Raw genomic sequence first — 13285 nt, 5'->3', positions numbered from 1 at the left:
TTCATATCTACTAGATCCACTCATTTCGTTTCAAATTAATATATATTCGGGTCAAAAATAACGGTCACTGTTCCTCGGTAAGTATCCGGTCTTGTCAAGAGCATAGTATCAACATCATGCTGAGTGACCAAAAAATCGATGCTTCCCTTACGATTACTTCCAATATCTCGTGTTGAAAACGTATTATTTACTATATCCTTATGGATTGGCATTAGCGCACGTGTAACCGTGCTATTGGTTTTCTGATTAATAATATTATTTGGTAAGCTCAAATACGCTTTTACAGGAACCAGTTGTCCATTATTGTCACTTTTTATAGCACAATGTTCACCTTGAATATATTCACATTGCAAATAAGCTGTAAATGAGCCCGTTGAAGAAATTAAAAAGTCACTTCGAGCAGTAAGCTGAGGAGTGATTTTTGTTATCATCCAACGTTCCCAGTTTCGTTTTCCCTGTTCTTCCGTACAAACTTTACCTACACTACAAGGTTGCAATGATAACGCACGACCTTCTGGCGTTGTAGTGACGATTAAATCATGATTAACGGAAAGAGTGAGATTGATATCAACAACGCTGTCACTGGCTTGGTAGTTATCACCAAAATCAAAATCGCCTCCTGGTCCTACGGACAATGATAATTTCCCCAAATAGCGACCTGAAGGAATGCTTGCAAAACTGTCTTTAGTAGTTAATGAGTAACCAATGCTCATGTCATAAAATTTGGATGGCTCGGTTCTGTCTATTCTGCTTATTTTATAACAGGGGAGAGTGTTATTTAATGTTCTCCAGATAAATTGAATCCAACTTCCTGTTCCTGAGCCCCCCCCCCATGCAGTAGTATAATAAGAACATCCTCCTCCCCGAGGTGCGCTAAAATCTTTGTCACCTTCATCCCAATTATTTGAAGCATAATTTGTTGTGAATTGTGAAGAATAGCTGGTTACCCTAAATATAACGTCAAATGCTTCTCCAGTATCCTGATTCCTTACTGTGAGTGTTCTGGGAGTTTTAGGAAAGTTAAAGTAAGGTCCTTTACGAGGTTCATTATAAGCAACGATAGGGTAGGAAATTGTTGTTGTTAACGGCAAATGAACACTTGCCTCATCAACATCGCAATATCGTGGATATTGTGCGCAATATCCGCTTATTGGGGTTGTATTTATAAACTTGCCGCTACCATTCATGTTATACTCTGCAGTTAAATCAATCGTTACACTGTGGGCAAATGCGCTGAGTACCAACATGACGATACCAAGAATGTAATGAAAATAACGCATTATAACCCCTCCATTGATGAACAACGAATAACAGGAAAAAACTGTACGGCTTTTTCCGATGACAGGGCGTCCGGTAACTGGCACGATAAGGCGGGTAATTGACCATCGGCTAAGACAGTGAGTTTTTGGTTATTGATGCCCGTATCTAATGTTAAAACGCCCTCAGCATTAATCACGCCACTACTAATATCACTAATCACCTGACGATGTCTTAACATTTGACCTCGGTTGTCTTGCAGCATCCCCACAAGCACTGTTGTTTTGATGGCCTTTAATTTTAAATATTTCACACTACCTCGATTCATTTGCATTGATTCATATTCAGGAAAAACTTTTCCGTTATGTTCACCCATGCTGTAAAACTGGATGGACTCATTTTTCCAGACATCCGCAGGAATAACATTTCGACCCTGAAATAACTTTGTTTCGCTAACACTGTCTGAAGCGACAATTTGCATATCGGGGTCATCTGATTCTAAATCTACGATAAATGCCGAATCCATGCCTAAACCACGTTCGCCACTACTCGCCGCAAGTCTTCCTTCACCCAACAAAAGTGTCTGACTTAAGTTAATGCCCGCGGTGGTGCTTTTGTCTTGTACATAATGCTGGACATAAGCATCCCCACTGAGCGCTCGACTTTCCACGGCGCCATTACCGTTAATGAGTGTGCTTCCACCACTTTGCGATATTCCAGCGCCTAGCCAACGTAGTGCCCCTTCATCCTGGGGTTGCCATTGATAATTTAAACTCGAATAGCTGTTACTGTCATTGATACCCGCATCAACTGATAACGTATGCTGTGCAGTCGGCATTAATGACATGCTTACTCCGAACATCACACCTTGCTCCCGATTCTTTTGATTAAATCCAGGTCGGTCATACGCACTTACTCGAAAATTAACATCGCGATTAGCCAACATGGCTTTTGTTGTCAATGCTGCATCAATCCCAAACCCTTCTCTTGATGGATTTTTCATGTATTGACCATTCAATGTCAGTGAACTCGCCCACGGTAATTGGGTGAACATTGACGCCCCCCACGCGTTCCCAACTTGCTTAGACGAGTCTGTCGAGCGATAACTATCCTGGGAAGTTCGACGCCAAAAGACATTCAACGAGTTTCCCGGTGAAAGCGTCCGATAATAACGTAAATCTGCGCTCGAATTTTTTCGTGAATCGTCATCCGTCAAGGTATATTGGGCAAAAAGACTATCATTGGAAGACAGTGTTACCGTTGATCTTGCGCTGAGCTGATATTTTTCTGCGGTCATTAAAAAACTGCTTCCCAAGATAACACGGGGGGTCAATAAGTAATCGACGGCACCGCCGCCGATGAACGCGTTATTATTCTCGGTGGTGTTCTTACGGCTAATCACTAAATCTCTTTTTTGCCCACCCCAGAAATTTAAGCGCCATTTTTGATTGGGATTTTGCCATCCTAATGGCTTGTATACTTGAGCTATTTGAGTATCCACAATCTTACCGTTCTCTAGGGTATTAATCGTGATGTTATAAATGCCGCTGGGTAAACGCCGAGTGTCAATAGCTTGTATTCCTGGTTGCAGTTGTTGCGAGTAGATGAGGCGATTATCCAGCCAAACTTCTGCCGTTGCTTGATTGGCAGCGGTGACATAGATAGGGTAAGCACTGACACTTTCGTTATTTATCAATAATGCATTTGAGGTTCCCCACATGGCTCCAGCAACAGAGCCTGTACTAAATCCATTGGTTTCAACATTTCCCTTATCACTGTCCGGGGAAAAAAAACCTAAGCGAACAAAGTTACCTGCTAATTCCTTTTGTGTGTATAGTGCATAAATATTGGTTTCTTGTGTTTGATTGGCTTGGCTAGAGCCGTAGGTCTGCAGCGATATTTTTTGTGTCCATCCTAAAAGCGAGGACACGATAGATGAGGTAAAGTTCCATGTCTTCGCTGAAGCTACCGAAACGGCAGATAAATTATTGTGCATAATGACACCATTTGGCAGAGTGCTAGGCAAATGGATATAGTCATTGTTTACTTGCTCAGTTTCGTAGTGTGATGTAAATAATTTTAACGAGGAGTTATCCAGTCGATATTCAGCAGAGATTAGTCCTGCAGGGCAGGAGGAGTGACATGCACCTAATGAGATCCCTTTTTGTAAAATATTAGCCCACTCATTTTTAACTTGAGGTTTAATATCTGGTTCTTCATCTAAAATTCGTAGGAGATTAATTTGTCCATTTTCATGAAGCGAAAAGACAGCATCAAAAAGCGGAGAATCATTAAGATACACTTGAGAAACAATTTCTGAATTATAAAAATACTGCTTAAATTCATCAGGAACTTTTATCGTATTGCCTGCTGATAATAAATTTGCCCCCAAAGCTATTCCAGGTGCTAGAATTAAAGTAAATAATACTTTCATATTCATTCTTAGCCAAATCACAAAATACAAACACTATAAAAAATAGTTAGTCACTCGATAAATGCACAAACACAATTGAAATAACGAACGACTAGACTAAGCAATAAGGATGAAGGCCTCAAAGGCCTTCATCACTTGAGTAACTTATTTGTCTCCAGCTGGAGGCGCGACAAGCGCTGGTTCAAAAACCATTGCCACTTGGCCAGTAAAAGAGCCTGTCACAGTTAGAGGTGTGTCTGTTTTTTGTGTAATGCGAAGATTAGCACGACCGCCTGCTTTGGCATCTGCGGCATCAACTACGGTATTAGCCGTATTGCTGAGTGATACACCGTTAAAGATAACAGTTAACGGAATGGTATCTTTTCCATTTGATAAGATAGCTGTACCAGTTGAGTCGGTATTCGTTAAGGTTGCTTGAATACCACCGGATGTATTTTTATATTGAAATTGCTTGGAGAAATCTTGTAACTTCTTAGTTCCTAAATCATAAACCATTTCTTGCGTTTGATTAACCCAGCCGCCCTCAACAGGAATAACTTGAAAATCATCTGTTGGGATGGTGGCCGTTAAGTCGATAGCGTAGCGTTGTTCATCCGCAGCGTGAACAGTCATTGACCCTAAAGCCGCGCAAGACATTAAAATCGCGGATAATGATTTTTTTAACATGTGAATACCTCATTTATGATGATTAAAAAAAGAAGGAAAACGCTGTTTTCCTATTTATTTATTTTCTATAACTAGAAAACAAAATTAAAATTAAAATTAAAATTAAAATTAAAATTAAAATTAAAATTAAAATTAAAATTAAAATCAAAATTAATTATTTATCTAGATTGATGTTAATGTTAATAATTAAATGATTTTGATTTATCACCTTCAATTAATGTGAAGGTGATTTTGTTATTCTGTTTTTTTTGTAAAATAAACTCCCTCCCAGGCAATATAATTTCTCGGGATTTGTTCTCGCAATGTGATTTTGCGTTTTCACAATAACGGATATTATCTAATATAATGGTAGCATTTCCTTTATTTACTATTGCTATTTGTTTGTTCCTATCGTCAATAACGGTATTAAATAAAGGTTTTTCAGGTTGCATCACAACAACACTACCATACCCAGTCAATACATTAATTCCGGCCTCCAGTGCGTTTTTCTTGTATTGAGTTATTTCATCCTTGCTCATACCAAAACCATCATTTTCTTCTGGGAGTACAGGGGTAAAACGGATCCTAAAATAACGTTCTTTATCTCGCGCTCCTGACCACAATATACGTACAGTCTGAAAGCCCGATGGAGGAATGATTAATCTTAGTGGTGAGACAATGAGTCGTTCTTGTGTTAATGAGCCTGCGTCAACTTCTTTTTGTGTTGATTCGCGTTGATTCATTTTCGGTGTAACATCAATCTCCAATACCTCAACACGGACAAATGCGGTAGATGTTCCTGTATTATATACGCGTTTGGTCAGGCTTTGTGTTTCCGGCGTAAAAACATCATACATACTACCAATACCAATGGAAGGTGAGGCACATACTGTTATTGTTATACTCATTAATAACAATGTTAAAATAAAGTGAATTCGTTTAAGCATACATATTCCAATTTTTTATATAATAAAAAATAAAACTTTAATTAAAAATCAACACAAATACCCAATCTAATTCATCTTAAAACTTAAAATAATCCCAGAAAACAGATTAATGGAAAATGTAGGCTATTTTCTTTTGCGTTAATGCAGTACTGAATTAACGCAAACGTTGATATTCAATTAAAACTTCACAGGGCTCTTCATAAAATACCTCGACAATTAAATCAAGTAACGTTTTATCAATCTCATTTAATAATTGCAGAATGATTTCGATTGAAAATGTTGCTTGCCCTCGTTCTAGTCGAGAGATGTGTTGTTGGGAGATATTTAATTTTTGTCCTAATATTTTCCCCGACATACCTAGTAATCTTCTGTTTTTTCGAAAAAATGCACCTATGCGAACACTTGCACTTGATATATTGTATCTCATTAACGCGAACCACTCGTTTTACCAAATTAAAATATGGTTAATATCAAAACTATTGGTGCTAAAGACTAAGGTAAATTAAGAGGAGAGGGAAATAGTTTAAGACGATCAATTTTGTTGTTTATGATAGTTCATGACTATTGGTTTGATTTGTATTGATCGTTATCGTCAATGCTTTTTGATTTTATGTGTATTACTTTATGATTTTAAATAGATTTTTCATAAGATGTTAAGTTTCTTGGGAAATGATAACGTGAGTTACCAGATTGCGATTAAAATATTAACACGCATTCTGAAACTAAATTTGACATATTACGCATTACTGTTGTTTTTGTCGTTCGATATTAGGGTAAAAATTGGTGATTGAGTATGCGTGATGAATATTGATTATTCTGCGCAACTAAATCAGGACACTTTAATAATGGAATATAATCCAATTATTGAGGTGTTAAATGAAAAAACGAAAAAATAGGTTTTATACCGCTGAATTTAAGCAAGAGGCGATCGCATTAGTCACCGAGCAAGGTTATAGCATACCAAAAGCGGCAGCTTCTTTAGGGAGCACCGATAAATGACTTTATAACTGGAAAGCAAAATTTGACGCTGAGCGATCTGGTAGTAGTTTGAATTCCGATGAGAGAGCTGAGCTATTAAGAACCTATCCCAATAGGTTTTTATTCCAGACAATGACAGCACAGGCAAAATGCAGCATCGCCTCATAATTCTCGACTTTCTTCTCCCAACGAGTCAGGACACGACGGTAGAGCACTATGTCGGCTGATTTCACTGTCAATCGTGCTGCTAACTTACCGCGTACCACCACTTTGCCATCACGAAGTTTGACTTCTTGGCGGATCTGCGACATCGCATCCCAACCTGCATCCTTAACCGCAGGGAGGATATACTTAGTAATGATGTCCGTTTCAGTCAGATGAATTTTATTCACACCAGCCATAGCAGCTCTCTTAACGAAATTGGGATTAGTGCTTAATTATACACAGAATATAGGAGGGAGTTAGGTTATAAAGTGAATAGCATTATAATTATTAAAATCCATTAATATTTAAATCGCTTATATGGAAATTACCTATTTGTTTTAGGCTGATGTTCTTCTGTCACATTCAAAGCAGGAATACACCAAATCCCCTCATGGCACTTCGGGCAACATTTTTGATTACTTGTAAAATACTCACGACACTGCACGCAAAACCAATCCGTGATCTTTAAAATAGGGGACACTGATCGAACCTGTGTGCTCAGTCGTGCCTTATCTTCTAAGCTCTTGATCTTACTGATGAGCCGCGGACAGTGCTCTGCGGTCTGAGGATCAGAATGGGTAAACCATGACTCCGTTGGCGTCTTGTGCAGTGTGACGGGCTCACCGCAGTGAGCACAGTAATAGTTTTCTCGTGAATAACTCGATTCCTGATTGGCTCCCGCGAAACGATTGTTCTGCGTTAAGGCTAGCGACATTTTGACTTCATGTAATTTAAGCATGGTTGTGCTCCTTCTGTAAAATTTAAACTAAACGTTCTGAGTACCCAACATTCAGGATCCACACTCGGCAACCCACCTTGAAACTTAGAAGACCACTGAGCATAGGCTGCATGCGTATCGAGTCAGGTTCGTATGTTTAGGATGCAACGTTGCCTAGAACGCGTTCAATCGCACCAGGTGTGGTTGAAAGTGAGTTGGTGGGTAATGGGGTGGGTATGCTATGAAAAATGCACGACGACTCGCGCTAGTACCTTAGGATCCAAGGGCTGAGTTGGTTCCTCTCGATTCATCAATGCGTGCTTGTAACCACTGTACGACTTCGCTCTTTAACCAGCGCGACATGCGACCAAACTTGATGGGTTTTGGGAACTCTCCATTTTGGATCAACTTATAGAACCACTTATCCGTTAACCCAGTTAGTGCGGTGATAAATTTCATGTCAATGAATTGGTCATCAAGTAATGCAATATTTTCAGTTTGCGTGCTCATGGTAAAACTCCTGTTTTTAGAGTGTGTAAAAAGCAGGAGCGATATCGAAAAATGGGATGTGGATATCACTCCACATCATTAACCGGATGTGTAAAAAATAACTTGGTTGCTAACTATTGGCGTTTTCTCGGTTTGATTTCGCCTCGCCAAAAGGTGCGTTTAAGTTCAGGCACAGCCAGACGGACCCATGCATCGGCTTTACATAAATACCTCACCGCATTGAGTAATCCTTTCTTACTTTCCGCATCAGTACGTTTTAGTAAACCAATCCCCAGTTCGCGATAGCTTTCTTTTTGGTAATTACAGTTAAAGTACAGGCCTGCCCACTCTGTAATACGTTCTTGCCAGAGTTCACCAATGAGTTTGCCCAGCGTGATGTCCCGCCTCACTTTTTGTCCATCAAAGAAAAACAAAGCGTGGTAATGAAATCCTTTTTCCATACCGAATTCCAATTTCAAGATATACCCGACACAGCATGAAAAGAGTCGGTCGTGGTTAATGGCTTTGTACAGGGCTTGGCGATGCTGACGAAGGTGATGAGCTTTAACTCTATGACAAATACCACTTTTGTAAGACAGGTCTACTCGTACAACTAACAGTTTGGAGTAACGTTGATACAACGAATCAATGTATTGCTGAGCCCGTCTGTAATTCTTCTGAGCACCTTGTTCAAAGTGACGGACTTGCTTTTTGTAGTCAGGGCTCTTTAACGTGCTTTGGAACTCACGAAAGGCCTCGTTAAGCCACTGAAGGTGTTCAGGGGTATCCACCATCCAGTATTTATCTTTGTCTGTGAGTATGTCGCTTAGGCGGTATTTGTTAACAAGAGAGACCAAGAGCACAAGAGTGGGATGCAAGCGCTGTATTTGCGATATTTTTATTGATTGAATGTAACGGGTGAACTTGAGCGTTTCTAAAAAGAGCTCACCTTTGGAGGACGTAGAGGTGAGCTGCAAACGAGGGTTATTAGGTGACAAGGGAATGCCTTTATATAAATCTAATTTATGAGTTAGACGTTTTGAAAGGTGTTTAATATTTCCCATGAGTAGAGACACCAATTCACGCAGTGAGTGGTCTCGAGTGAGCGTTAAACGGTCATGTTCAAACGTGGTTGAGAGAACAACTTGATTTAAGTGTAGTGCACGATTTGTCATTTTATTTGCCTGTGATTGAATAAAGGTTCGTATCATCAGGCAGAGGAGTTATTTTTAATTTTTTATAGGCCTCGATGTGAATAATGCTGATTTAGGTAAAATCAGCATGGAGTTGTATTGCTTATGCGTAATGTTTTTCAGTGACAATTGAGCATGGTTTTACATGTTCTCATTCTTCTGTAGTTAACATGATTGTGAATGGGTCAAGATAAACAAGAGACATACTGATTAACTCACTAATAATAAACAATCCTAGACGCTGAACTCGGGATTTAATGTTTAATGTATGGCTATACTTGAATTATCATATCTATTTTTTGATTTTAGATACTTTATATATGCTTTAAGTTAGTGCTTTTTTGTATTAACCTATTGAAATAAATTGTTCTATGATTAATTTATCTATACGTATGTACAACACGAAGTATGACATAAAAACAACGTAATTTGTGACGTAATAGAGACTAATTAAAGACAAAATAAACTACACTATTACTACGTAGTTCTTGTGGGGTAATTTATGTCTAAGCAGGATAAATATTTAAAAGTCAGTAATGACAGAGAACGGTATTTTTATAGTTCTTACATTTCAAAAATGTTGAATATTCAATTCATGGAGGCCCGGCCACGGAGTGAAAGAGAGCTTAATAAAGCCATAAAAAATAAGCTGGAAGATACGACAGAGCGTATGCGGTTCATTCGTGAGGCGAAAGACGAATTTAGTTGCAAAGTTATACAAAATGAAGCATTTGATTGGATTAAATCCAATGAGCGATGTGCCTTTTTTATTCTCTACTACATCAATCATTATTTAACAAACAAAAAGATTTTAGCGATTAATGACCATCGATATCGAGTTATTTATCGAACATCTGAGTATGAACGTGTCGATTATCTAACTCCATTGGATGAGTATGAGTATCGTAAGCAAGGTTTATCGCCATCACCCAATAATACAAAAGATGCATTAGATAATATTATGTATTTTTTTGATTTACTGGATTCTTCAATTGAGAAAAAAATTGAAGTTCTTGCGTATTTGAAACGAAAATGGATGTCAATTAAGGATACAAACTATTTGTCATGGCTTGATGAACGTAATGCAACACAAATGGAATGGGCAAAAAATTATATTGCAAGGTCTCGCTTATTTTCTCGATGGTCTTGTTCAGAAGTTTATACATTTGCTAGTGAACGAGTGCAATTAATGGGGTGTTTTGATGTTAGATTAGATATATCTCCAGACTCAAAAGAGTTATTAATTATTAAAATGAAAAAGGCGTGGTCACAAGAAAACTATCGAAGCCAAATATCGGAAAAGAAAGTGTTAAACACATATTTAGACAAAGATGTGAAAGATAAGTTATCAAGATTAGCTAAACGGCACAGAATGAAAATCAACGAGTATTTAACTTATCTAATTGAAAAAGAAGATGAATAAGTAAAGTTCATTATGATTCGATTTTTTTTCACATATATATTATTCAATTGATAATGATTTCGGTTATTTTGTTTATATATCAATAAGTTAAACTTCATCCGTGACACACCCTGTCATTTCCCTTCATTTATCTCTCGAAAAAAAGTCAAATAGCCGGACATAACCTGTCCGGTGAGGTTGTTATCGTAGTGTTCTCTTTTTCAAGCTAGGGAATAATACTGATGGCAACTTACCGATTAGATACCGATTTAGCGTTTTTACGTGAATGTAGCAATGAAGAACTGGGCTTACTTGTATCCGTCCTAACTCATGACAGCAAAGATGGACAAAAGCGTTGGACTGAAACCTTAACCAGCTCGCCTGAATATCAACTCTACCATCCAGAGCACCAGCAATATTGGATGTCGATTGCGGCAGAGCTGCAAGCCTTTGGGGCTAACAGCTTGATGAGTTTCGTTCGAGGTAATAAGGGCGTGCTGTACCGTGAAATCTTACAGGATGTCTGTGACCACCTTGATGTCAATTATCCAAAGGAAGGTAATACCGAAACCTTGGAATTAAACTTGTTATTGAAAGTATTAGAAAAAAGCTTAAATGAGCTGACCACGGAAGAGTTACAAACCTTTTCTCGTAATATGCAGCTTAACCTTACCAACCCCACGCCACAATTGATTTTGATAGCGGTTCAAGCGGCTATCCGTACCTCGGGCATTGCCGCACTGGAAGTGGCCACACTCTCAGCCATTGGTGTGATTAATGCACTCGGCGGGGTAGCCACACTCGGTACACTCTTTGCAGCACACCGGGCACTTTCCTTGATTGCTGGTCCGATTGGTCTTGCAGTGAGCTCGGCATGGCTTGTCGCTGACCTAGCGGGACCCGCTTATCGGGTTACCGTTCCTGCCTGCATCATTGTGGCGTACTTACGACAAAAGACCTTATCGCAATAAGGTTCACCACACCCACTTTATCCGCTTGCCGGAGCTATTTTAATAAGGACAACATCATGTCGACTTCTGTGTCTCGCCATGACCGGCTTGCGTCTCGGTTGGCGTTTATTATCAGTCAATTATTTCGAGGAGAAACCGTTTATTTATCCGAGTTGTCAGAAGAGCTCAATGTCTCGACTCGTACCCTACGGCGTGACTTTAATGAGCGCCTTCAGTATCTGGACTTGGAATATCACCAAGGTGGCTATCGATTAGCCGCGTCACAGCGTCCCTTTCGTACCGATAAGGACATATTGCGTTTTGCCGCCATTACGCATATCACCTTACTGTTTCCGGCTTTAGACAGGAAGCTGTTAACGGTTCTGCTCGACCCGACAATTGATTCACCGTTCATTGTCTATCATACGCCTCCTGAGCAGCGTCCCTCGCTGTTCGGGGGCTTTTATATCCTGACACAAGCCATTGTAAAACGGCGTTTACTGCAATTTGCCCACCAAGGAAAAAACATCACGAACGTTGCCCCGTATAAGTTGATTTATTACCACGGTCATTGGTATCTCGCTGCCGATATCGCGCAGCACATTCATGTCTTTGATGTAATGGCCTTGCAAGATGTGGTCATGACGGCGCGGAGCTTTCGTTATCGTGAAGACCTCAACCAACGGTTATGTGAAGAGGCGTTTATTCAAGCCTTGCCCCATTACCAATATATTCAATCACTCGTTAAATTATAAGGTATTAAGATGAAAACTATTTTTTATACCGTCTGCATCAGCAGCGCGCTATTGCTGGGATGTGATGATGCAACCTCAACTCCTGCTAAGACTGTTTCCCAAGACATTTTGCGTGTTCAAGGATTGATTTATGATTACGACCGCAGTGTCACACTCGGCGGTGTACTCAACCACCGTAAAGACTGTGTTTCGCCTACATGGGAAACCTTAATGGATGAACAAGAAAGGCCCTTGGTAGTCTATAAGTGTCAGTTAGCTGAAGGGGCATTACAAACCGCGATTAACCACGATTTAAATAATTGGTATCAAACAGCAATAGACGGTATGACTAAACTCATACCGCGTTTTGCCAATGCGGAAACACCGAAAACAGATTCAACCCTTGAGGAGCAGAGGCTTACACAGGTTTTACAGGTCATCACAACACTGTCTCAACAGGACTGGTCACTACTCCGTGGCAATGTTGACCAGCCCTATGCAATGACGACACCGATTGCATTTAATGCCGGTTATACCCCGTCAGAGGAAGCAGAGCACCAGCTTAAAGCGTGGAATGCGTTAACGGAGACATTGAATGACCACGCCCCTGATGTTGGCTTGTATTTATTACCGTGGTTAAACCAAACGGAAAATGTCGAGGCAATGCTCCGGAAAAAGGTCTCTGAGCTTCAGCAACACAATGCCAATGCGTTAACACAATTTAAAAACCAGCAAAATGAAGGCGTTCAAATCACGGAGCAATACATCACAGACCTAAAACGCGCACAACAAAATGCGCAAGACTGGTCAATCACCCAAGTTTTTATTTGGAGCCTCGTTAACCCTGAAAAGCCTGTTCTAACACATGTTCTGTATAACCTAGAGGATAAACAAGGGCGGGAGGATTTTACCGCCATGATGGAAAAAACATTGGGCCGCTCGGCAAGAACGAATGCCGTCGCATGGGCGTACCAAGGTAAACTTGAAACACCTCAAATTATTAACGGAATAGCGAAAGCGTTATTTTACTACCAAACACAATCCTTTCAAAAACCGGATATCGCCCGATATCAATACTGAGTTTTCACACACTATTCGGCGTTCATATTCAGTGAACGCCTGACTAAAGGGTAATCTATGTCCATTTTTAAACTTATCGCCACCTCTGTGAGCGTTATGACACTGGTGTCTATCACCTACTACGCCCAGAAGACGGTCAATGAGCAACTTACGCTTGAAGGCGAGTATTCTGATGCAGAAATTCAAGCGGCTCGACTTGGTGCAACACTAGCCTGTACCACGTTATTAGGCGGTGCCATTGAGCGACTGCTTAA

At 39.8% G+C, this 13285-nt stretch carries 14 protein-coding genes and 2 pseudogenes; 6 read left to right on the top strand and 10 right to left on the bottom strand.

What is annotated here, in order from left to right; genetic code table 11:
- Nucleotides 1-35: 35 nt before the first annotated feature.
- The 5 genes from GKR48_RS15875 to GKR48_RS15855 form a co-directional block, all read right to left on the bottom strand.
- Nucleotides 36-1280: a hypothetical protein gene (locus GKR48_RS15875; RefSeq protein WP_154628784.1), complete on the bottom strand. Its 1245-nt coding sequence runs from the start codon at nucleotides 1278-1280 to the stop codon at nucleotides 36-38.
- Nucleotides 1280-3691 (bottom strand): TcfC E-set like domain-containing protein, encoded by a 2412-nt coding sequence (locus tag GKR48_RS15870; RefSeq protein ID WP_048608146.1) that lies wholly within the window; start codon nucleotides 3689-3691, stop codon nucleotides 1280-1282. Before GKR48_RS15870 ends, GKR48_RS15875 begins: the two co-directional genes overlap by 1 nt.
- 144 nt (nucleotides 3692-3835) lie before the next feature.
- Nucleotides 3836-4357, bottom strand: a complete 522-nt coding sequence (locus GKR48_RS15865) for a CS1 type fimbrial major subunit (protein WP_048608147.1) — start codon at nucleotides 4355-4357, stop codon at nucleotides 3836-3838.
- Between the two features lie 179 nt (nucleotides 4358-4536).
- The gene (locus tag GKR48_RS15860) at nucleotides 4537-5283 is read right to left on the bottom strand and encodes a hypothetical protein (RefSeq protein ID WP_048608149.1); all 747 of its coding nucleotides are present in this window, start codon (nucleotides 5281-5283) and stop codon (nucleotides 4537-4539) included.
- Nucleotides 5284-5437: 154 nt separating this feature from the next.
- Nucleotides 5438-5710, bottom strand: coding sequence for a helix-turn-helix domain-containing protein (locus tag GKR48_RS15855; RefSeq protein ID WP_154628783.1), 273 nt, complete (start codon nucleotides 5708-5710; stop codon nucleotides 5438-5440).
- Nucleotides 5711-6159: 449 nt separating this feature from the next.
- Here GKR48_RS15855 and GKR48_RS18250 point away from each other — a divergent pair, with 449 nt between their 5' ends.
- Nucleotides 6160-6282: a transposase gene (locus GKR48_RS18250; RefSeq protein WP_150375746.1), complete on the top strand. Its 123-nt coding sequence runs from the start codon at nucleotides 6160-6162 to the stop codon at nucleotides 6280-6282.
- 83 nt (nucleotides 6283-6365) lie between these two features.
- Here GKR48_RS18250 and GKR48_RS17780 read toward each other — a convergent pair.
- From GKR48_RS17780 to GKR48_RS15830, 5 genes and pseudogenes are all read right to left on the bottom strand, one after another.
- Nucleotides 6366-6470, bottom strand: a pseudogene (locus GKR48_RS17780) (IS5/IS1182 family transposase); the annotation flags it as partial.
- Nucleotides 6462-6662: pseudogene (locus GKR48_RS15845) on the bottom strand (hypothetical protein); the annotation flags it as partial. The pseudogenes GKR48_RS15845 and GKR48_RS17780, both read right to left, overlap by 9 nt.
- Nucleotides 6663-6790: 128 nt before the next feature.
- Nucleotides 6791-7180 (bottom strand): putative zinc ribbon protein, encoded by a 390-nt coding sequence (locus GKR48_RS18325; RefSeq protein WP_442959390.1) that lies wholly within the window; start codon nucleotides 7178-7180, stop codon nucleotides 6791-6793.
- Nucleotides 7181-7456: 276 nt separating this feature from the next.
- Nucleotides 7457-7693: a helix-turn-helix transcriptional regulator gene (locus GKR48_RS15835; RefSeq protein ID WP_154628780.1), complete on the bottom strand. Its 237-nt coding sequence runs from the start codon at nucleotides 7691-7693 to the stop codon at nucleotides 7457-7459.
- Between the two features lie 113 nt (nucleotides 7694-7806).
- Nucleotides 7807-8847, bottom strand: a complete 1041-nt coding sequence (locus GKR48_RS15830) for a YagK/YfjJ domain-containing protein (RefSeq protein WP_162598832.1) — start codon at nucleotides 8845-8847, stop codon at nucleotides 7807-7809.
- Between the two features lie 520 nt (nucleotides 8848-9367).
- On the opposite strand from GKR48_RS15830, the gene GKR48_RS15825 reads away from it, so the two are divergent.
- The 5 genes from GKR48_RS15825 to GKR48_RS15805 form a co-directional block, all read left to right on the top strand.
- Nucleotides 9368-10288: a hypothetical protein gene (locus GKR48_RS15825; RefSeq protein WP_154628778.1), complete on the top strand. Its 921-nt coding sequence runs from the start codon at nucleotides 9368-9370 to the stop codon at nucleotides 10286-10288.
- 221 nt (nucleotides 10289-10509) lie between these two features.
- Complete coding sequence (locus GKR48_RS15820; protein ID WP_154628777.1) at nucleotides 10510-11238, top strand: DUF3944 domain-containing protein; 729 nt, start codon at nucleotides 10510-10512, stop codon at nucleotides 11236-11238.
- 56 nt (nucleotides 11239-11294) lie between these two features.
- Complete coding sequence (locus GKR48_RS15815) at nucleotides 11295-11972, top strand: helix-turn-helix transcriptional regulator (protein ID WP_154626589.1); 678 nt, start codon at nucleotides 11295-11297, stop codon at nucleotides 11970-11972.
- A gap of 9 nt (nucleotides 11973-11981) precedes the next feature.
- Complete coding sequence (locus tag GKR48_RS15810; protein WP_154626587.1) at nucleotides 11982-13031, top strand: hypothetical protein; 1050 nt, start codon at nucleotides 11982-11984, stop codon at nucleotides 13029-13031.
- A 57-nt stretch (nucleotides 13032-13088) separates the two neighbouring features.
- On the top strand, nucleotides 13089-13285 hold a 197-nt coding region (locus tag GKR48_RS15805), incomplete at its 3' end, for a hypothetical protein (RefSeq protein ID WP_154628776.1).

The organism is Providencia sp. wls1943 (genome assembly GCF_009706275.1).
GTDB lineage: Bacteria > Pseudomonadota > Gammaproteobacteria > Enterobacterales > Enterobacteriaceae > Providencia > Providencia zhijiangensis.
Note: the sequence above shows the minus strand (reverse complement) of the source record. Positions and strands in the feature narration are given on the sequence as shown.

Bases quoted from the DNA above. Each gene is read 5' to 3' on its own strand.
- GKR48_RS15815 (WP_154626589.1), top strand. From the start codon at position 11,295: ATGTCGACTTCTGTGTCTCGCCATGACCGGCTTGCGTCTCGGTTGGCG.
- GKR48_RS18325 (WP_442959390.1), bottom strand. From the start codon at position 7,180: ATGTCGCTAGCCTTAACGCAGAACAATCGTTTCGCGGGAGCCAATCAG.
- GKR48_RS15835 (WP_154628780.1), bottom strand. From the start codon at position 7,693: ATGAGCACGCAAACTGAAAATATTGCATTACTTGATGACCAATTCATT.
- GKR48_RS15860 (WP_048608149.1), bottom strand. From the start codon at position 5,283: ATGCTTAAACGAATTCACTTTATTTTAACATTGTTATTAATGAGTATA.
- GKR48_RS15810 (WP_154626587.1), top strand. From the start codon at position 11,982: ATGAAAACTATTTTTTATACCGTCTGCATCAGCAGCGCGCTATTGCTG.
- GKR48_RS15855 (WP_154628783.1), bottom strand. From the start codon at position 5,710: ATGAGATACAATATATCAAGTGCAAGTGTTCGCATAGGTGCATTTTTT.
- GKR48_RS15875 (WP_154628784.1), bottom strand. From the start codon at position 1,280: ATGCGTTATTTTCATTACATTCTTGGTATCGTCATGTTGGTACTCAGC.
- GKR48_RS15865 (WP_048608147.1), bottom strand. From the start codon at position 4,357: ATGTTAAAAAAATCATTATCCGCGATTTTAATGTCTTGCGCGGCTTTA.
- GKR48_RS15825 (WP_154628778.1), top strand. From the start codon at position 9,368: ATGTCTAAGCAGGATAAATATTTAAAAGTCAGTAATGACAGAGAACGG.
- GKR48_RS18250 (WP_150375746.1), top strand. From the start codon at position 6,160: ATGAAAAAACGAAAAAATAGGTTTTATACCGCTGAATTTAAGCAAGAG.
- GKR48_RS15870 (WP_048608146.1), bottom strand. From the start codon at position 3,691: ATGAAAGTATTATTTACTTTAATTCTAGCACCTGGAATAGCTTTGGGG.
- GKR48_RS15820 (WP_154628777.1), top strand. From the start codon at position 10,510: ATGGCAACTTACCGATTAGATACCGATTTAGCGTTTTTACGTGAATGT.
- GKR48_RS15830 (WP_162598832.1), bottom strand. From the start codon at position 8,847: ATGACAAATCGTGCACTACACTTAAATCAAGTTGTTCTCTCAACCACG.